This window comes from Myxococcales bacterium (assembly GCA_016717005.1).
Lineage (GTDB): Bacteria > Myxococcota_A > Polyangia > Haliangiales > Haliangiaceae > UBA2376.
Genome location: JADJUF010000039.1, coordinates 833,085 through 851,679, shown reverse-complemented (window position 1 = coordinate 851,679; position 18,595 = coordinate 833,085). Strand labels below are relative to the sequence as shown.

Genomic DNA, 18,595 nt, shown 5'->3' with positions numbered 1-18,595 from the left:
GGCGCCAACTGCGCGAAAGCGCATGCCCGCGGGCCGTGGCACACTGGTGCAACCCCGGCCCGTCCGCGCTGTCTCGATCTCCACGATGCGCACCCTCGCCGCCCTCGCCCTCGTCGCCCTCGTCGCCAGCCCGGCCGCCGCCGGGCGCAGCAAGGGCCGCGGCGCGCACGCCAAGGGCAAGGCGCGGGTCGCGGCGATCGACGTCGCCGGCGCGGTCGCGAGCGGCGACGCTGCCCGTCAGTGCGACGCGGCGATCGCGCTGGTCAAGGCCGGGCAGCACGCCCGCGCCAGCCTGCTCGTCGGCACCTGCGCCGATCTGGCGAGCCACGCGGTCGCGGCCCGCGCCGCCCGCATCGCGATCGCCAAGGTCGCGACCCGCGAGCTGTGGTCGCCGGTCGAGCTCGACGTCGGCGACGCCGTCGGCGTCACGATCGCGATCGACGCGTTCGCCGACGTGCCGGTCGCGCCCGGTCGCTGGAAGCTGCCGGCCGGCACCTACCACTTCGTCGCGCGCGGCCCCGGCGGCGCGGTCGCGGCCGACCTGACCCTCGAGGCCAACAGCCGGGCGCTGTTGCAGCTGGCGCCGCCGCCGGTCGCCGTGGCCACGCCGGTCGCCGGCGTCATCGATTTCGGCAAGGACGACGGCGCGCCGCTCGATCGGCCGATCGCCGGCCCGCCGCCGCCGGCCAAGCACGAGTCGCTCTTGCCCGAGCGCTACCGCAAGGGCCTCAAGCGGTGCGGCGCGATGGCGTGCCGCACGCTACCCTGACGCGGGCGTCGGCGGCGACGGTGCGCGCGACGGGCACCGCGCCATGAACCACACGCCGTAGGCCATCACCGCGACGGTGATCGCCAGGATCCACCACGCGGCCTGCCGGACGAAGAGCAGGTAGATCAGGCTGGCGGCCATCGACACCCAGGCCACGGCCTTGGCCTTCCACGAGATCACCCGGTGGGCCTGCCACGCCCGCAGGGTCGGGCCGAACACCCGGTGCGCCAAGAGCCACGCCTCGAGCCGCGGCGAGCTGCGCGACCACGCCCACAGCGCCAGCAGCATGAACGGCGTCGCCGGCACCGCGGGCAAGATCACGCCGGCGACGCCGAGGGCGAAGAACACCCACCCGAGCAACAGGTAGAGCCAGCGGACGGGCGCCCAGGCCATGGCGACGGAGATACCACGGCCGCGCTATCCTCCGACCATGGTGGCCGCGCCCGACGACGCGCCGGTGGTGTCGCGGTTCGCGCCGTCGACCACCGGGCTGGCGCACCCCGGCACGCTGCTGTCGGCGCTGCTGGTCTGGCTCGACGCGCGCGCGGCCGGCGGGCGGGTGCTGCTGCGCCTCGAGGACCTCGACCACACCCGCTGCCGCGCCGAGTGGCAGGCCGCGCTGCTCGACGACCTGGCGTGGCTCGGCCTCGACTGGGACGAGGTCACGGTGCAGTCGCAGCGCCGCGTCGACCACGCCGCGGCGCTCGACCGGCTGGCCGCGGCCGGGCGGCTGTACGCGTGCGCGTGCTCGCGCCGCGTGCGCACCGGCGGACGGCGCGCGCCCGACGGTGGCTGGGCCTACGACAACCGCTGCCGCGGGCGCGGCCTGCCCGACGGCACCTGGCGCGACGCGCGGGTGCCGGTCCGCCTGAGGCTCGACGACGGGCCGCTGGCGCTGGTCGACGACGGCGGCCTCGACCTGTCGCAGGACCCCGCCGCCGAGATGGGCGACCCGGTGGTGGTGCGGCGCGACGGCGTGGTCGCGTACCAGCTCGTCGTCGTGGTCGACGACGCCGCGAGCGGCGTGACCCGGGTCGTGCGCGGCCGCGACATCGCCGCGTCGACGGCGACGCAGGTGCGCATCCAGCAGGCGCTGGGCCTGCCGACGCCGCGCTACCGCCACCACCTGCTGCTGCTCGCCGAGGAGGGCGGCAAGCTGGCCAAGCTCCACGGCTCGATCCCGGCGACGGTGCTGCGCGGGCACTACGACGGCCCGGGCCTGTGCGGCGCGCTGGCGCACGCGTGCGGCCTGACCGCGACGCCCGCGGCGATCACCCCGCGCGCGCTGGTCGACAGCTTCGACTGGGCCCGGGTCGCGCGCGCCGATCGCCGCGCGACCTGGACCGCGGCCGGGCTGGTGGTCGGCTGACGCGCGCGGATCGCCGCCGCGACCGGCCAGGTCGTGAACACCTGCGCGATCGCGGTCATCGCACGCGTCCGCGCGCGGCCGCCCAGGTCGCGAACACCCGCGCGCACTGGGGCATCGCCCCGCGTCAGCGCGCGGCCGGCCAGGTCGCGAACACCTGCGCGAACGTGGCGGTCGCCACGACGCCGCGGCTGGCGAGGATCTGGTCGGCGGCGGCGAGCGCGGCGGCGTCGCCGTCGAGCTGGGCCTTGCGCCGGCGGGCCAGGGCGCCGATGGCGATCATGTCGGTGGCGTCGGCGTCGGCGATGGCGCCGTCGAGCAGCGCCCGGGCCCGGGCCGGCCGCGCGGCCAGCACCTCGATCGCCGCGACGATGATGCGCACGAACGCGCGGATGTACGGTGCGCGCACGCGGCCCAGCGGCCGGATCGCGGCCCGGGCGGCCGCGACGTCGCCGCGGACGATCGCGGCCCGGGCCAGCAGGTACAGGGTCTCGGTCCGGACCGCCTCGACGTGGGCGAAGGCCGGGCCCGCGAACGGTCGGATCTGCGCGGCGGCCTCGGCGGCGCCGGCGTCGTCGCCGAGGTACAGCGCCAGCTCGAACAGGCCGCGCACGCGGAACCAGTGCTGCAGGTGCAGGCCCGCCTCGGGCGGCGACCAGATCTCGGGCGTGAGCTCGGCCCGGGCCCGCGCCGGATCGTCGGCGGCCAGCCAGACGATGTTGCTCGACCACTGGAAGCTGGCGGCGGCGTAGCGATCGCCGCGGCGGTTGGCGTCGCGCAGGTACTCGCGCTGACGCACCGCCAGCTCGCGGTAGTCGCCGTGGCGGCGCAGCGCGAACGCGATGAACACGCGCACCTGGTTGATCTCGGCGGCGGTGCCGACCGAGCGCTCGCGCAGCGCGATCTCGGCCTCGCACAGGGTCGCGATCGCGTAGGCGTGACGGCCGGCGAAGAACTCGACGATGCCCTCGGCCGCGCGCGCCCACGCGACCAGGAACTGGCTCGCGCACGCACGGGCCAGCACGAACGCGCGCGCGACCGCGCGCCGGGCCAGCGGCACCCGGATGCCGCTCGAGCCCAGGTACATCGCGTGGTAGGCGAGCGCGTACGTGACGCGCCGGCGATCGCCGAGGCGGAGCGAGACCAGGAGGGCCCGGGCCTGGAACGCGCCGCCGGCGATGACCTCGACCATGCCGAGGCCGAGCGACGCGGTCCGGTAGACGTCGAGGCGGAGCTGGTCGAGCGAGCGCGCGTCGGGGCTGCGCCGGGGCGTGAAGTGGGTGCCGCGCACGAGCGTGCGGAACCACAGCCACGCCAGCCAGCGCTTGGCCGCGCCGATCGTGCGCGGGTTGTACTCGCCGATCGACGCCAGCACCTCGTCGAGCAGCCGCCGGCCCTCGGCGACGTGGCCGCTGACCAGGAGCTCGTGCGCGGCCAGCCGTCGGCAGCGCGCGGCCAGCTCGGGCTCGGCGCCGTCGGCGGCGGTCAGGTAGACCTGCGCCGCGGCGTGGCCGCGGCCGGCGTAGCCCAGGGCCTCGGCCCGGGCCGCGAGGATCGCGCGGCGCGAGTCGTCGTCGTGGGTGCCCATGCGCAGCGCCGCCGCCCACAGATCCGCGGCCAGCTCGAACGCGAGCGTGTCGCTGGCCCGCCGCGCCGACACCTCGGCCAGCTCGGCGGCGTGCTCGAGCGCGCCGCCGGCCTCGAGGTGGCGCACCACCAGCAGCGGCGCCTGCTCGACCGCGGGCGAGGCCAGGAGCGCGGCGGCCAGGCGCTGGTGGTAGCGGCGGCGTCGCGCCGCCGGGATCCGCGCGACCACGGCCTCGCGCACGCGGTCGTGGTACGGCTCGATCGGGTCGTGGCTGCGGGTGCCGCCGGTGCGGACCAGCCAGGTGGCGCGCAGCGAGTCGATGGCCTTGGCCAGGGCCGGGCGCTCGAACGCCAGGGCGGTGCCGATCACGCCCTGCGGCACCGGCGCGCCGGCGACCGCGACGATCTCGAGCACGCGCCGGGCCGCGAGCTCCATGCGCGTGACCCGGCCCCAGAGCGCCTCGTCGAGGCGCGCGACCGCGCCGGCGCTGTGGCGCACCAGCTCCTGCAAGAACAGCGGGTGGCCGTCGGCCTCGTCGACCAGCGCGTCGGCGTCCGCGGCGCGGGTCGGGGCCAGGAGCGAGATCAGCGCGCGGCCCTCGGCCGCCGACAGGCGCGCCAGCGCGAGCGTCGCGATCGGCGCCGGCAGGGCCAGGGCCGGGCCGCCGTCGCGCCGGTACGTCAGGATGAGCAGGATCGGCGGCGCCGACGCCGGCTCGAGGATCTCGCCCAGGAGCGCCAGGCTGTCGCTGTCGGCCCACTGGATGTCGTCGATCACGACCACCAGCGGGTGGCGGCTGGCCAGCGCCGCCAGCAGCTGGCGCAGGCCGCGGAAGGCGCGCGCGCGCAGCTCGATCGGGCTGTCCGGCTTTCGGACCGAGAGCCGGGCGATGGCCGGGACCCGGCGCAGCACCGGGAACGTGCGGGCCAGGGCGTCGACCTCGGGCGTGAGCAGGAGCGCGACGTCGATCGGATCGCGCCGCAGCAGATCGCGCACGAGCGCGTCGACGACGCCGTCGATGCCCTTGAACGGCAGCGACTCGCGCTCGTAGCAGCGCCCGGTCAGGACCGGGATCTCGCGCGCGCGCTGGTCGAGGCGCTCGACGAACGCGTGCACGAGCGCGCTCTTGCCGATGCCCGACGGCCCCTCGACGCAGACCGCCCGGGCGGCGCCGCCGCGGACGTCCTCGAGCGCGGCGTCGAGCGCCGCCAGCTCCGGCGCCCGGCCGACGAACGGCGCGACCCGATCGGGCGCGCGCGCGGTCCGGGTCGAGAGCCGCGCGACGATGTCGGCGGCGGTCGGGCGCCGCTCGGGATCGAGCGCGAGCAGCTCGTCGCACAGGCGCGCGAGATCGGCCGGGACCGGCCCGAACCGCGCGACCGGCGTCGCCGTCGCCTGCTGCTTGCGCATCAGGATCTCGATCGCGCGGCCCTCGAACGGCAGCCGCCCGGTCAGCGCCTCGAACAGCATCACGCCGACGCTGTAGCAGTCGGCCGCGGGCATCACCGCGGGGGTCATCGCCTGCTCCGGCGCCATGTACGCGGCGGTGCCGACCACCGCGGCGTCGGTGACCTGGGCGATCACCGCGTCGCGGACCAGCCCGAAGTCGAGGACGACGACGCGGCCCTTGCGCGTGACCAGCACGTTCGACGGCTTGAGATCGCGGTGGACCTTGCCGGCCCGGTGCAGGACGTCGAGGCCCTGCGCGAGCTGGCGCAGGCTCTCGCGCAGGCGCGCCTCGTCGAAGGTCCCGGGCAGCACGTCGTCGCCGGGCGGCCCGGTGACGCTAGGATCGGCCATCGGATCGCGGACGTGATCGAGGAACGTCACGCCGTCGACCAGCTCCATCGTGAAGAACCAGTGGCCGTCGGCGTGGCGCAGCTCGCCGAGGCGCACCAGGTTGCGGTGCTCGAGATCGGCGCGCGCGCGGAACTCGGTCTTGAGGCGATAGAGCGCCTCGGCGTCGACCGCGCGCAGGGTCTTGAGCGCGACGATCAGCTCGCGCTCGCGATCGAACGCCTCGTAGACCACGCCCATGCCGCCCTCGCCGACGAGGCGCCGCAGCTCGAACCGATCGTCGCCCTCGAAGCCGCCGGTGGGCGCACGGCCACCGCTGGACGGGTCGGAGCGCAGGCTGCGCGGCGTCGACACGCGCTGATCGTACCGTCGTCGAGGGTGCGCGCGGCGGAGTAAGATCGGTGGGCCCGCGCACACCTCGACCTGAGATCGGATCGATCGCGGTGACCGGTGGGGCTAGTACCTCGCCACAGGGGAGGTGATTGGTCGCGGGCGCCGAGGCGCGCCGAGCGCAACGCGCAACGACGACGGGCTCCTGGTTGGAACTCGAGGAGTTGCAACGCAGCGATCGGCGATGGATCGGCGTCCTCAACCGATCAGCTTCCTGTGGCGAGGTACTAGTATGGCGATGTGCGCACCCGCCCCGCGATGATCGTCATGGTCGGATCGTCGATCCTCGTCGGTGCGTGTGCGGACGACGTCGTCTGTCCGAGCGCTGGCGCGTTCGCGCTGACCGCGCCCGACGGCTTCGCCGAGCTGACCGCCGGCGGCTCGGTGACGATCCGGTGGCGGGCCGACGGCGATCCCGGCGCGAGCGTCCGGCTGCGCGCGATCGCGACCGACGGCGTGGCCGACGTGGCGCTGGCGCCGGCCAACCTCGAGGACGGCATGGTGACCTGGGACGGCCGCGACGGCGGCGTCCGCGTGCCCGCCGCGAACTACCGGCTCGGCGGCGACGTCGCGCGGGTCGGCGGCTGCGGCGGGGCCGCGATCGTCCCCGACGATCTGCACCTGATCGTGGTCCAGGGCGTGCGCCTGCCGACCGCGCCGCTGACGTTCACCGGCAGCCAGGCCTCGCGCCTGGTCGCGGTCACGACCGTGACGCGGTCGATGGTGCCGCTCGCGCTCGCGCTCGATCCGGATCCGCTGGTCGACGGCGACGAGCTGGAGTTCGCGGCCGCCGACATCCCCGGTGAGTTCACGCCGACCGCGCGCAGCTATCCGTTCAGCGGCCTGACCACGAGCGGCGCGGCGATCCCGGCCGGCGCCTACGAGCTCGTCGCCACGTTCGCGGGCGCGCGGACGATCGGCCCGCGCCTGAGCTGGGCCCCGGCGCAGTGAGCGGCTAGCGCCGGGCGCTCACACGCCGGCGCGGTGGCGCGGCCGGGGCGTCGGCGGCTCGGCGCGGCGCGCGCGGGCCGACCACGACGGGTTGCCGTGCTCGGTGGGGCCGATCTGGGTCCAGGCGTAGTCCTTGGCGCCGGGGCGGTGATCCATGTGGATGAAGTTGCTCTGCGGGTACCAGCCGACGCCGACCTCGGTGTGGTGGGTCCAGACGTAGTCGCGCAGCTCGGTGAGCGGCACGCCCGGGATGCGGAAGTCGAACGCGCGCCCCTGGCGGTGGCGCGACTCGCGCGGGTCGACCGCCCGGTAGGCCGACACGTACTCGATGGTCTTGCCGGGGTACTGCGCGGCCACGTCGGCGAGCATCACGAGGAGCTGGCGATCGATCGCGTGCTGCCGCTTGGTGCGCTTGCACTTGAAGATGCCCTCGAGCTGCTTGCGCGTGGCGTCGTCCACGGCGCCGTCCCGGCCGATATAGACGGTGTCGGTCGCCGGGTAGTTGACGTTGAAGATCGTCACCTCGACCCGGTCGGCCTGGGTCAGGCGCTGGGCCTCGGCCACCACGTCGCGGGCGGCGTCGAGCACGGTCGCTGGCGTCGGCGCCGACCCGGCGGACAGCCAGCCGGCGGCGACGAGCGGGAGCAGAGCGATCGCGGCCATGCCCCGGGGTACATCAAGGGACGTGCCAGGCTGACGGCCCGGCGGCGCCCGGGCGGCCGTCACGATCTCGGTGGCTTCCGGCCTGGCGAGGGCGGCTCAGGGTGCCACAATGGCGCTGCCCTCCGATTTTCGGAGTGCAACCACCGGAAACCGGTCATGGCTCGCCGTCGTCAACCGACCCAGCAGCTGGAGCCCGCGGCCGCGCTGCCGGCCCGCTGGGTCAGCCTGGTCGCGGTCGACGGCACGGTCGCGCGGCAGCCGCTGGGCCGGCGGCGGCTCCGGGTCGGCAGCGGCGCCGACGCCGATCTGATCGTGGCCGACCCGCACGTGTCGCGCCTGCACTGCGAGCTCGAGCCGACCCCGGCGGGCGTGCTGCTGCGCGATCTGGGCTCGACCAACGGCACGCTGGTCGGCGGCGCCGCGATCCGCGAGGCGGTGCTCGCGCCCGGGGTGGTGGCGGTGATCGGCTCGAGCCGGCTGTTCGTCGAGAGCGACGCGCCGACCGCGGCCCTGGCGCGCTTCGGCGGCGTGGTGTCGGCGGCGCCGGTGATGGGGCTGGTGTTCGCGATGCTCGACAAGCTGGCGGCGGCCGAGGTGACGATCATGCTCACCGGCGAGACCGGCACCGGCAAGGACCTGCTGGCGCGCGCGGTCCACGAGGTCAGCCCGCGCGGGGCCGGGCCGCTGGTGGTGTTCGACTGCGGCGCGGTGACGGCGTCGCTGATCGAGAGCGAGCTGTTCGGGCACGAGAAGGGCTCGTTCACCGGCGCGGTGGCCGAGCGCGCCGGCGCGTTCGAGCGCGCCCACGGCGGGACGCTGTTCCTCGACGAGCTCGGCGAGCTGCCGCTCGAGCTGCAGCCACGCTTGCTGCGCGCGCTCGAGCAGCGCGAGGTGCGCCGGGTCGGCGGCTCGGTCGAGCTGCCGGTCGACGTGCGCGTGATCGCCGCGACCAACCGCGATCTCGCGGCCGAGGTGGCGGCCGGGCGCTTCCGGGCCGACCTGTACTTCCGGGTCACGGCCGCGGTGGTCGAGGTGCCGCCGCTGCGGGCCCGGTCCGAGGACCTCGCGCTCCTGGTCGACCAGCTGCTCGAGGGGCGCGCCCACGCGACGCCCGCGGCGATGGCGGCGCTGGCGGCGTACGACTGGCCGGGCAACGTGCGCGAGCTGCGCAACGTCGTCGCGACGGCGCTGGCGATGATCGACGGGCCGGTGCTCGACGTCCGCCACCTGATGTTCCCGGCGGCCGCGCCCCGGCGCGAGCGCGACCTCGAGGAGCTGCCGCTGGCCGGCCAGTCGCTCGAGGCGATCGAGCGCGCGGCGATCAAGCAGACGCTCGAGCGCGAGGGCGGCAACCGGACCCGGACCGCGAAGACGCTCGGCATCGCGCAGTCGACGCTGTACGAGAAGCTCAAGCGCTACGGGCTATGAGCGCCGGCGGCGAAATCCCGGTGGCCCTGGTCGACCGCGTCGGCGATCCGCGCGAAGGTCGGCGGGTGCGGATGACGAGCCGGTCGTGGCGCGCGCAGGCCGTGGTCGCGGTGCTGGTCGCGGCGCTGGTCGCGGCGTGCAAGGACCCGCGGCGCGCGCCGGTCGAGGCGCCGGCCGAGCTCGCCGAGCTGCGCGGCCCGGGCTGGCGGCTGCGCGGCGACGTGCTCGAGGACGTCAGCGCGGCGACCCGGCTGGTGGTGCCGGCCGGCTGGCGGGTGCTCCGCGCCCACGAGGCGCTCGATCTGGCCGGCGAGGTCGCGTACGCGCTGGCGCCGATCGGCTACACCGCCGCGACCGCGGCCGACGAGCTGTACCTGGCGATCGACGGCAGCCCGATCGGCGCCGGCGAGCCCGAGGCCCACCGCGCGGCGCTGGCGGCCAAGACCGAGGACGGCTGGACGCCGATCGGCGGGCCGCAGCCGGTCGCGATCGGCGGCCGCCAGTTCGACGTGCAGCGGGCGACGTTCGGCGAGCCGGCGTCGGCCGAGCGCCTCTACACCAGCGCGATCGTCGCGCAGCGCTTCGTCGAGGTCGTGCTGGTCTATCCGATCGATCGCGGCGACGAGCTGCGCCCGCGGTTCGCGCCGATCGTGGCCGGGCTGTCGTTCCTCGAGGGCGCGCGCCACCGGGCGCTGGTCGCCGAGCTGACCGCGGCCGGCGAGGCCCAGGATCTGATCGGCGCTGACTACGGGTACCACGGCGGCGTGTTCCGCGACTTCGCCGGGCGCTTCACCTGGCGCCACCCGCGCGGCCTGTGGCGCGCGCACGTGGTCTCCGCGCCGAGCGACGCCGACCCGAGCCAGCGGCTGATCGCGTCGGATCTGGACACGGGCACGACCGTCTACGTCGGCGCCGAGCCGTGGACCGACAGCGCGGCCGCGTACCTCGAGGCGATGCGCGCGCGGATCGGCGCCACCACGATCGCGGCGTCGGGCGCGACCCGCCTGGGCGACGTCCCGGCGCAGTACGCCGAGCTCGACGTCGACTCGACGGTGCCCTACCGGATGCGGGTCGCGTACGGCCTGCGCGACGGCGCCGCGCTGTCGGTCGTCACCGACAACGTCGCGGCGGCGTGGGTCGGCGCCGGGTACGCCGAGGCGATCGAGGCCGGGTTCGCGTCCACGCCCGCGCTGGTGGCGGCCGACGACGGCCGGCCGTACCAGAACTGGCGCTTCGGGTTCGCGGTCGACCTGCCCCAGGCGTGGACGCGCGATCCCGGACCCGCCGACGGGCGCGGGTGCCTCGACCTGGTCTGGCGTGGGCCCGCGCGGCTCGAGCTGCACGTGTGCGGCGCAGATCGAGCCGACGAGACCCAGCCCGCGGCGATCGCCCGACTGACCGACCGGCTCGCGCACTGGGGCCGGCCGACGCGGTCGCAGGTGACGGTGGCCGGGGTGCCGGCCCAGCGGCTGAACTGGCGCGACCGCGGACGGGTGGCCGAGGCGCACGTGTTCGAGCGCGGCGGCACCCTCTACGTCCTGAACGTCAACGGCCTGGACGGCGACCGCGGCCTCGACGTCGGTCGCACCGCGCTGACGTTCCTCGACTGATCGACTACCCTCGGCCGATGCAGCTCGCACGCGCGCTGGCGCTCGCGGTGGTCGTGGCGGGGACGCTCGCGTGCAAGAAGGGGCCCGACCCGGCCGAGGAGGCCAAGAAGCTCACGCCGACCTCGACCGACGACGCCACCAAGACGCTGGTCGACGACGACTACCGCTTCACGCTGGCCTGGCCGGGCGCGGGCTGGAAGGTGCTGCGCGAGCCCGACGCCCGGCGCCTCAACGGCGACGCGGTCGCGGCGCTCTTGCACGAGCGCGTGATGCTGCTGGTGATCGTCGAGTCGCTGCCCGGCGCCGAGCTGCCGGCCTACACCCAGCTGATCCTCGACACGATCGGCGCGGCCGACAAGCACAGCGAGGTCACGACCGTGACCGTCGATGGCCACGACGAGTCGCGCGTGGTCGTGACCGGCGCTCAGGACGGTCGGCCGGTGACGATCCGCGGGCGGGTGTTCGTCTACCAGGGCCACGGCTACCAGGTGCTGACGGTGCAGATGGGCGACGCGCCGCCCGCGGCGGTCGCCGAGCAGGCGCTGGCCGCGTTCGCGCTCACCGACGGCCCGGTGCGCGAGCGCAGCGACGCGACCCCGGTCGGCGATCTCGACGGGCTGGGCTGGCGCCTCCGCGGCGATCGCCTCGAGCACGGGCCGGCCCGGCTGGCGGTGACCGTGCCGTCGAGCTGGCGGGTGGTGCCGGCCTCCGAGCTGGCGCGGATGAACGGCGAGGCCGCGTTCGGCCTCAAGACCAAGACCGGCGGCGGGTACCTGACGGTGATCACCGAGCCGGTGGTCGGCGTCGACGCCGACGCCTACGTCGCGTCGCGCCAGGCGGTCGCGCTCGCCCAGTGGACCGCGGTCGGCGACCCGGTCGAGCTGCGCATCGGCGGCCGGCCGGTGCGGATGGTGCGGTCGCACGGCCTGGTCGGCTTCGCCGCCGAGATGCTGTGGGGCGCGGCCGTCGTCGACGGGCGCGGCTACCAGTTCTCGATCTGGTACCCCGAGGCCGGAGGCGCGACCCTGCGGCCGATGGCCACCGCGGCCCTGGCCGCGATCGAGTTCCTCGGGCGCGCGCGCAGCGACGCGCTGGTGGCGGAGCTCGCGGCCGCGCCCGATCACCAGAACGTGGTCGGCGTCGACTTCGCGCTGCGCGACGGCGTCTACCAGGACTTCACCCAGCGGCTCCGGTGGCGGCGACCGCCCGGCCTGTGGCGGATCACCGTCGGCGACGACGCGCGGGCGATCAACGCCGCGGTCCAGCTCCAGGCCGAGGACCTGACGACCGGCCTGTACGTCCAGCTCATCGCCGAGCCCTGGTCAGGCGATCTGGCCGCGCTCGAGCGCGCGCTGCGCTCGCGGGTCGATCACCCGACCGCGGCCGGCGACGTCACCGTGGCCGGGTGGCCGGCGCGCTACCTCGAGTCGACGATGGAGACCGCGTCGATGCGCCTGCGCCGGCGCACCACGCTGGTCGTGGCCGACGGGCGCGCGGTCCAGGTGATCGCGTGGTCGCTGATCGACGGCTGGCCCGGCGACGCGGCGGTCGCGGCGGTCGCGGCGCAGCTCGAGCTGCCCGACGCCGTGCCGGCGACCGAGCTCGGGCCGCCGTTCCGCGAGCACCGGTACGGCTTCGCCGTGGCCGTGCCGGCGGGCTGGACCGAGGCCAGCACCGGCTTCGAGGTCGGCCCCGCGGGCGTGCTCCGGCGCTGGACCCGGGGCGGCAGCGAGCTGGTGGTGATCGCGATCTACGCGCCCGGCCCCGACGACGGCCTCATGCTGGGCGTGGTCGAGCAGCTGGTGCGTCAGCGCATGGCCCAGATGGTCGACGTCCACCCGAGCCGCGCCGAGGTCACGCTGGCCGGCGTGCCGGCGTCGCGCCTGACCTGGGCGACCGAGCGCGGCCGGGCCGAGGTCCACCTGGTGCGGCGCGACGCCACGGTCTACGGCGTGCTCGCGTTCTCGCCCGAGGGCGACGCCGCGATCTCGGTCGGTCGGGCGGCCCTGACGCTGCTGTAAGGCGCAAGAAAGGCGGCGGCCGTGGCGACGGCCGCGACCGGCGTGTACCGTCGCCGACGATGAAGTTCACCGAAGAGCACAAGCAGCTGCGCAAGACCGTCCGCGACTTCGTCGAGAAGGAGATCAACCCGCACTGCGACGCGTGGGAGGCGGCGGGCGCGTTCCCGGCCCACGAGGTGTTCAAGAAGGCCGGCGCGCTGGGCCTCCTGGGCGTGAACAAGCCCGAGGCGTTCGGCGGCATGGGCCTCGACTACTCGTACTCGGCGGTCGTGGCCGAGGAGCTCGGCACCTGCGCCGGCGGCTCGATCCCGATGGCGCTCGGCGTGCAGACCGACATGGCGACGCCGGCGCTGGCGCGGTGGGGCTCCGACGAGCTGCGCCGCGAGTTCCTGGCGCCGGCGATCACCGGCGAGGCGGTCGCGGCGATCGCGGTCAGCGAGGTCGGCGGCGGCTCGGACGTCGCCGCGCTCAAGACCGCGGCGCGCAAGGACGGCGACGACTACGTCATCAACGGCTCGAAGATGTGGATCACGAACGCGGCCCAGGCCGACTGGCTGTGCCTGCTGGCCAACACCGGCGACGGCCCGGTCCACCTGAACAAGACGCTGATCGTCGTGCCGACCAGCGCCAAGGGCGTGACGATCGGCGCCAAGCTCGACAAGCTCGGCATGCGCGCGTCGGACACGTGCCCGATCTACTTCGAGGACGTGCGCGTGCCCCAGCGCCACCGGATCGGCGGCGAGGGCATGGGCTTCATGATGCAGATGGTCCAGTTCCAGGAGGAGCGGCTGTTCGGCGCGGCCAGCTCGCTCAAGGGCATGGACAAGCTGATCGACGCGACGATCGCGTACTGCCGCGACCGCCACACCTTCGGCAGCCCGCTGATCGACAACCAGGTCATCCACTTCCGCATGGCCGAGCTGCGGACCGAGGTCGAGCTGGTGCGGTCGCTGGTCTACCGCGCGGTCGAGGACTACGTCGGCGGCGCCGACGTGACGATGCTGGCGTCGATGGCCAAGCTCAAGGCCGGCCGCCTGGCGCGCGAGGTGTCCGACGCCTGCCTGCAGTACTGGGGCGGCATGGGCTTCATGTGGGACAACGTCGCGTCGCGCGCGTACCGCGACACCCGGCTGATGTCGATCGGCGGCGGCGCCGACGAGATCATGCTGGGCATCATCGCCAAGCTGATGAACATCCTGCCGGGCAAGAAGAAGAAGAAGGCCGAGTAGCGGGCCGCGTGCACGGGCGCCGCGAGTGCGGTAGCGTCGTCGACGATGAAGCACGCCCTGGCCCTGGCCGCGACCGTGGTCGCCTGCGGGGGCGCCTGCGGCGGCGGTGGCGGCGGTGACACCAGGCCGCCGCCGGCGCCGCGCACCGCGCTGACGCTCGACGCCGGGGGCGCGCTCGACGGCGGCATCACCGAGCTGCCGACCTACGACCCGGCCGCGGGCTTCGCGCTCGATCCCGATCCGCAGCCACGCAGCGGTGGGCGCGGCGGCGCCCGCGATCGCGACCGCAAGCAGGTGCAGCTGCTGCTGCGCTCGACGCCGATCGGCGCGATCGCGGCGGTCGACGGCGTCCGGCTCGGCGTGACCCCGGTGGTGTGGGACGGCGACGGTGGGATCGCGCACGAGTTCACGTTCGTGCTGGCCGGCCACACCCTGGCCCGGTACCGGTTCGTGCCGGTGACCAACGGCATCGTCCACGGCCGGCTCGTGAAGATCACCAGCGACGGCGTGACGCCCGAGATCCCGGCGCCGGTCGACCCGCCAAGGCCGACCCGCCGCACGCCGCCGCCGATCGACGCCGCGCCGCCGCCGCCGCCGATCGACGCGGCGCCGGTGCTCGACCCCGCGGCGATGCTCGACGCGGCCGGGCCCTGACCGACGCGCCCGGGCGCAGCCGGCCGCGCCCCACGCCCTGCGCAGGTGTGCTCGAGGCCGCGGCTCAGAGCCGGTACATCGTCATGATCGGCCCGCCGCGGCTGATGCCGACGCGCTTCTCGAGCGCCCACCACACGTCGCCGGCCCAGCCCCAGCGCACGCCGGGCTTGTCGACGAGGAGCCGGGCCCGGCGGACCGCGCGGTCGCCCTGGACCTCGAACAGATCGAGGTAGCGGGCGTCGACCTTCTGGCGCTTCACCGCCGGCGGGTTGGTGGGGTCGACCGTGAGCGACAGCCACAGCGTGTCGCCGCGGCGCGCGTACTGCACCGACGTCGGGTCGTACAGCACCAGCGCCTGGTCGAGCGCGAGCTCGGTCGACGCGCCGTCGCGCCACAGCTCGAGCGCCGACAGGTCGTCGGCCATGCGCACGAACTCGCGCTCGCCCGTGTGCGCGGCGAGGATCGGCTGGCTGCGCGCCAGGCCCATGGGATCGGTGATCGGCTGGTCGGCGACCCACGTGCCGGTGACCAGATCGTAGCTGGCCCAGGTGTCGGGCGAGCGCTGGTTCTGGGCCTTGCGGAACACGCCGCCGCGCACGCCGACCGCGAGCGTGAGGTCGTCGAGGAAGTAGGTCGGGGTGAAGTCGAGCTTGGCGTCGCGGCCGTCGGGGCCGAGCGTGAGCGGCGCGCCCTTCTTCGGCAGCCTCTTGCCGGTGGCCAGATCGTAGAGGGCGACCTGGTGGACCGTGGCCTTGCCGCGGGCGGTCGCGGTGTGGGCGACGAGCGTCGGCTTGCCCTTGATCATCCGCAGGCTGATCGCCTCGGCCGGCTTCCACGCGCGTACCCGCTTGCCGGCGCCGTCGACCAGGGTCGCGGCCCGCGGCGTCTCGACGCCGTGGACCACCAGCAGGCGATCGCCGACCGGGATGACGTGGTGCGGCTCGGGCGCCACCGCGCCGATCGCGACCTCGCCCGCGACGGTGCCATCAGCGATCGTGATCCGGGTGGCGCGCACGTCGACGCCGTCGCGCACCAGGGCGATCAGCGCGCCGCCGTCGACGACGACCTCGTCGTCGACGTAGCCCCGGGTCGGGCGCAGCTCGCCGATCCGCGTGAGCCCGACCACCGGCGGCGGCGGCGGATCCTTGATCACCTTGGGCGGCGGGGGCGGCCGGGGCGCCTGCTGCCCGTGCTGCGGCGGGACCGGCTTGGCCGCGGCCGGTCCAGCGACGAGGGCGACGACGACCGCGACGAGCCAGGGCGATGCGCGCATGGATCCCGTTTGCCACGGCCACCGGCGTCGGGCAACTGTTGCGCGGGTCGGGGTCAGGTCGCCGTGGCGAGGGCCACGGCCAGCGCGGCGCCGACCTCGGCGTTGGCGCGGGCCAGGGCCCGGTTGGCGCGCACGGCCGCGCCGCCGGTGACGGTCGCGATGCGCCCGAGCAGGTACGGCGTCAGGCGCTTGCCGATGGCGCCGGCCCGGGCGGCGTCGGCGATCGCGTCGGTGATGACGGCGTCGATCGCGGCCGCGTCGAGCGCGGCCTCGGCCGGGATCGGGTTGGCGACCAGCACGCCGCCCTGACCCAGGCCGGCCCAGCGGGCCCGACAGATCGCGGCCAGCGTGGCGGCGTCGTCGACGCGGTGGTCGAGGCGCAGGCCGGTGCCGCGCACGTAGAAGCCGGGCAGCTCGTCGGTGCCGTAGCCGATCACCAGGACCCCGAGGGTCTCGAGCAGCTCGAGGGTGCGCGGCAGGTCGAGGATGGCCTTGGCGCCGGCCGAGATCACCGCGATCGGCGTGCGCGCGAGCGCGGTGAGATCGTGTGAGACGTCGCCGGCGTCGCCGCGGTGGACCCCGCCGATGCCGCCGGTGGCGAACACCGCGATGCCGGCGCGCGCGGCCAGGAGCGCGGTGGCGCTGACGGTCGTGGCGGCGGAGGTGCCGCGGGCCAGGTGGACCGCGAGATCGGTGGCGCCGGCCTTGGCGAAGCGGGCGCCGTCGGCGGCCAGCCGCGCCAGGTCGTCGGCGGGCAGGCCGATCCGGGCCACGCCGTCGACGATCGCGATCGTCGCGGCGGTCGCGCCGCCGGCGGCGACGGCGGCCTCGAGCTCGTGCGCGACCTCGAGGTTGGCCGGGTAGGGCAGGCCGTGGGCGATGATCGTCGACTCGAGCGCGACCACCGGGGCGCCGGCGGCCAGCGCGTCGGCGACCGCGGGCGCGAGGACGAGCTCCACGCGGCGCTTGTCGCCCGGCGCGTGGGGCTTGTCAAGGCGGGGCTTCGCCGAGGGCGGCGGCGGCGACGGCGACCTCACGCTCGGCGGCCTCGGCGCGGGCCCGGGCGTCGGCCCAGGCCAGCTCGGCGCGATCGGCCTCGGCGCGGATCAGCGCCAGCGCGGCGGCGGCCTCGGTGACGCGCGCGCGGGCGACCGCGGCGGCGGCGCGGCGCTCGGCCAGGTGCGCGACCTTGCGGGCGCGCTCGGCGCGGGCGGCCTCGGCGGCGGCGGCGGCGCGGGCGGCCTCGGCGGCGCGCGCCGCGATCGCGACCTCGTCGTCGGCGACGACGGTCAGGACCGGCGGTCGCGCTGGGGCCGACGACGGTGCCGGCGGCGCGGGTGGTGCTGGCGGCGCGGGCGCGGGCGCGGCGGGCGCGAGCGTGAACTCGGTCATGGCCTCGAACCCGGGCGGCGGCAGGTCCTCGACGAGCCGGCCCGGCTCGGTCGCGCCCCAGCCGTGGGCGGCCAGCGCGCGCAGGTTGGTATCGAGCTTCGCCAGCATGGCCTCGGACGCTGGCTGGGCGACCGCCTGGGCCAGCTCGACCGCGCGCGCCCGCAGGGCCGCGAGCGCGGCGCGCTGCTCGCCGGTCGCGGTCAGATCGCCCCGGCCGACCGCGCGGGTCGCCTCGACCAGGCGATCCCACAGCGGGCGGGCGTGCCGCCACAGCTGGTTGGCGGCCCAGGCCGACGGGGTCGGGCGCGCCAGCTTGGCGAGCGCGGCGGCGCCGGCGCGATCGCCGCTGGCCTTGGCGTTGGTCGCGAGCTGCTTACGCACCGCCACGAACTCGCCGAGCGGCGCGGCGTAGAGCTCGTCGAGCGGCGCGGTCATCCGCGCTCCGGCCGCGGCGCGTCGGCGAGCTGCGCACCGCCCCGGCTGGCGTCGGCGCCGCGCCGGTCGGGACCGCGCGGGACGTGCACCTCGCTCGCCAGGATCACCTGCATCGATCGGCCCGATGGTAGCAGCGGCGGCGCGCGCGGCGGCGCGACCGCCGTCACGATCGCGGCGCGAACTCGCGACGGCCGCGCCGAGCACGTACGATCGAGCGTGCCCGTCCACCCCGTCCACCAGCTCGCGAGCGTCCGATGAGCGCCGTCCCCTGGCTGCTGGGCGTCGAGGCCAACCTGTGGCGCGTGAAGGCGGTGGTGCAGGGGACGTTCGTGCCGATCGACGGCGCGTCGGTCGGGCTCGGCCTGCGCCTCCGGCTATGACCAGGGCGGCAGGGCCCGCATGAACCGCGCCGGGTTGCCGACGTGGAGCTCGTCGCGCGGCAGCTCGCGGGTCAGGACGCCGCCCATGCCCAGCATCGCGCCGACGCCGACGGCGAGGCCCTGCCGGACGCACGCGCCGGTGCCGACCTCGACGCCGTCGGCCAGGCGCACGTTGCCCGAGATCGCCACCATCGGCGCCAGCGTCACGAACGCGCCGAGCCGCGCGTTGTGGGCGATCGTGGTGTTGAGGTTGACGATGGTGTGTTCACCGATCGTGACGTCGATCGTGATCTGCGCGCCCGCGGTGATCATGCACCCGGGCGCGACGGACACGAACCGGCCGATCGTGACCGACGGGTGGATCAACGTGGCGAACCGCGGCGAGCCGACGGTGGTCAGGCGCGACACGACCGCGCGCCGGATCCGCGGGCTGCCGATCGCGACCACCAGCTCGGCGTCCTGGACCTGGATCCAGTCGTCCGACCGACCCAGCCACGGGCGATCGAGGATGCGGTCGCCGATCTCGTGGGCGCTGTCGTCGAGGAAGCCGACGACGTCGTAGCCGCAGGCCTCGGCCAGCCAGTAGGTGTCGAGGCCGTGGCCGCTACCACCGACGATGACGAGCGGGCGGGACATGACGGGCGAGCGC

Annotated in this window: 15 protein-coding genes; 8 read left to right on the top strand and 7 right to left on the bottom strand. The window is 75.7% G+C overall.

Annotated features, from left to right (window positions below; all coding sequences use genetic code 11):
- Positions 1–85: 85 nt before the first annotated feature.
- Positions 86–769 (top strand): hypothetical protein, encoded by a 684-nt coding sequence (locus IPL61_34595; protein MBK9036322.1) that lies wholly within the window; start codon positions 86–88, stop codon positions 767–769.
- On the opposite strand, the gene IPL61_34590 is transcribed toward IPL61_34595, so the two are convergent.
- Entirely contained in the window at positions 761–1,162 is a 402-nt protein-coding gene (locus IPL61_34590; GenBank protein ID MBK9036321.1) for a YbaN family protein, read from the bottom strand. The genes IPL61_34595 and IPL61_34590 overlap by 9 nt on opposite strands.
- Positions 1,163–1,199: 37 nt before the next feature.
- Between IPL61_34590 and IPL61_34585 the strand changes: the two genes are divergently transcribed.
- Positions 1,200–2,138 (top strand): hypothetical protein, encoded by a 939-nt coding sequence (locus tag IPL61_34585; protein MBK9036320.1) that lies wholly within the window; start codon positions 1,200–1,202, stop codon positions 2,136–2,138.
- Between the two features lie 124 nt (positions 2,139–2,262).
- Here IPL61_34585 and IPL61_34580 read toward each other — a convergent pair whose 3' ends face one another.
- Complete coding sequence (locus IPL61_34580) at positions 2,263–5,874, bottom strand: protein kinase (protein MBK9036319.1); 3,612 nt, start codon at positions 5,872–5,874, stop codon at positions 2,263–2,265.
- A 276-nt stretch (positions 5,875–6,150) separates the two neighbouring features.
- Between IPL61_34580 and IPL61_34575 the strand changes: the two genes are divergently transcribed.
- Positions 6,151–6,861 (top strand): hypothetical protein, encoded by a 711-nt coding sequence (locus tag IPL61_34575; GenBank protein MBK9036318.1) that lies wholly within the window; start codon positions 6,151–6,153, stop codon positions 6,859–6,861.
- 18 nt (positions 6,862–6,879) lie between these two features.
- Here the strand turns inward: IPL61_34575 and IPL61_34570 are convergent, their stop codons facing one another.
- Positions 6,880–7,524, bottom strand: coding sequence for a DUF882 domain-containing protein (locus tag IPL61_34570; protein MBK9036317.1), 645 nt, complete (start codon positions 7,522–7,524; stop codon positions 6,880–6,882).
- A gap of 156 nt (positions 7,525–7,680) precedes the next feature.
- On the opposite strand from IPL61_34570, the gene IPL61_34565 reads away from it, so the two are divergent.
- The 5 genes from IPL61_34565 (at position 7,681) to IPL61_34545 (ending at position 14,466) form a co-directional block, all read left to right on the top strand.
- A complete protein-coding gene (locus tag IPL61_34565) occupies positions 7,681–8,952 on the top strand; it encodes a sigma 54-dependent Fis family transcriptional regulator (protein ID MBK9036316.1) in 1,272 nt (423 codons plus the stop codon).
- A 65-nt stretch (positions 8,953–9,017) separates the two neighbouring features.
- Positions 9,018–10,562: a hypothetical protein gene (locus IPL61_34560; protein ID MBK9036315.1), complete on the top strand. Its 1,545-nt coding sequence runs from the start codon at positions 9,018–9,020 to the stop codon at positions 10,560–10,562.
- Between the two features lie 17 nt (positions 10,563–10,579).
- Positions 10,580–12,583 (top strand): hypothetical protein, encoded by a 2,004-nt coding sequence (locus IPL61_34555; GenBank protein MBK9036314.1) that lies wholly within the window; start codon positions 10,580–10,582, stop codon positions 12,581–12,583.
- Positions 12,584–12,642: 59 nt separating this feature from the next.
- Positions 12,643–13,812, top strand: a complete 1,170-nt coding sequence (locus IPL61_34550) for an acyl-CoA dehydrogenase family protein (protein MBK9036313.1) — start codon at positions 12,643–12,645, stop codon at positions 13,810–13,812.
- Between the two features lie 45 nt (positions 13,813–13,857).
- Entirely contained in the window at positions 13,858–14,466 is a 609-nt protein-coding gene (locus tag IPL61_34545; GenBank protein ID MBK9036312.1) for a hypothetical protein, read from the top strand.
- Between the two features lie 64 nt (positions 14,467–14,530).
- Here the strand turns inward: IPL61_34545 and IPL61_34540 are convergent, their stop codons facing one another.
- The 4 genes from IPL61_34540 to IPL61_34525 form a co-directional block, all read right to left on the bottom strand.
- Positions 14,531–15,739 (bottom strand): hypothetical protein, encoded by a 1,209-nt coding sequence (locus tag IPL61_34540; GenBank protein ID MBK9036311.1) that lies wholly within the window; start codon positions 15,737–15,739, stop codon positions 14,531–14,533.
- Positions 15,740–15,792: 53 nt separating this feature from the next.
- Positions 15,793–16,698: a pseudouridine-5'-phosphate glycosidase gene (locus IPL61_34535; protein MBK9036310.1), complete on the bottom strand. Its 906-nt coding sequence runs from the start codon at positions 16,696–16,698 to the stop codon at positions 15,793–15,795.
- 31 nt (positions 16,699–16,729) lie between these two features.
- Positions 16,730–17,566 carry a hypothetical protein gene (locus IPL61_34530; GenBank protein ID MBK9036309.1) on the bottom strand — a complete coding sequence of 279 codons (837 nt, stop codon included), beginning with the start codon at positions 17,564–17,566 and terminating at the stop codon, positions 16,730–16,732.
- Between the two features lie 374 nt (positions 17,567–17,940).
- Positions 17,941–18,582 (bottom strand): acetyltransferase, encoded by a 642-nt coding sequence (locus IPL61_34525; protein MBK9036308.1) that lies wholly within the window; start codon positions 18,580–18,582, stop codon positions 17,941–17,943.
- Positions 18,583–18,595 lie beyond the last annotated feature (13 nt).

Excerpts from the sequence above, each read along its gene's own strand:
- IPL61_34540 (MBK9036311.1), bottom strand. The coding sequence starts at position 15,739 with ATGCGCGCATCGCCCTGGCTCGTCGCGGTCGTCGTCGCCCTCGTCGCT.
- IPL61_34545 (MBK9036312.1), top strand. The coding sequence starts at position 13,858 with ATGAAGCACGCCCTGGCCCTGGCCGCGACCGTGGTCGCCTGCGGGGGC.
- IPL61_34555 (MBK9036314.1), top strand. The coding sequence starts at position 10,580 with ATGCAGCTCGCACGCGCGCTGGCGCTCGCGGTGGTCGTGGCGGGGACG.
- IPL61_34550 (MBK9036313.1), top strand. The coding sequence starts at position 12,643 with ATGAAGTTCACCGAAGAGCACAAGCAGCTGCGCAAGACCGTCCGCGAC.
- IPL61_34590 (MBK9036321.1), bottom strand. The coding sequence starts at position 1,162 with ATGGCCTGGGCGCCCGTCCGCTGGCTCTACCTGTTGCTCGGGTGGGTG.
- IPL61_34530 (MBK9036309.1), bottom strand. The coding sequence starts at position 17,566 with ATGACCGCGCCGCTCGACGAGCTCTACGCCGCGCCGCTCGGCGAGTTC.
- IPL61_34570 (MBK9036317.1), bottom strand. The coding sequence starts at position 7,524 with ATGGCCGCGATCGCTCTGCTCCCGCTCGTCGCCGCCGGCTGGCTGTCC.
- IPL61_34585 (MBK9036320.1), top strand. The coding sequence starts at position 1,200 with ATGGTGGCCGCGCCCGACGACGCGCCGGTGGTGTCGCGGTTCGCGCCG.
- IPL61_34595 (MBK9036322.1), top strand. The coding sequence starts at position 86 with ATGCGCACCCTCGCCGCCCTCGCCCTCGTCGCCCTCGTCGCCAGCCCG.
- IPL61_34565 (MBK9036316.1), top strand. The coding sequence starts at position 7,681 with ATGGCTCGCCGTCGTCAACCGACCCAGCAGCTGGAGCCCGCGGCCGCG.
- IPL61_34525 (MBK9036308.1), bottom strand. The coding sequence starts at position 18,582 with ATGTCCCGCCCGCTCGTCATCGTCGGTGGTAGCGGCCACGGCCTCGAC.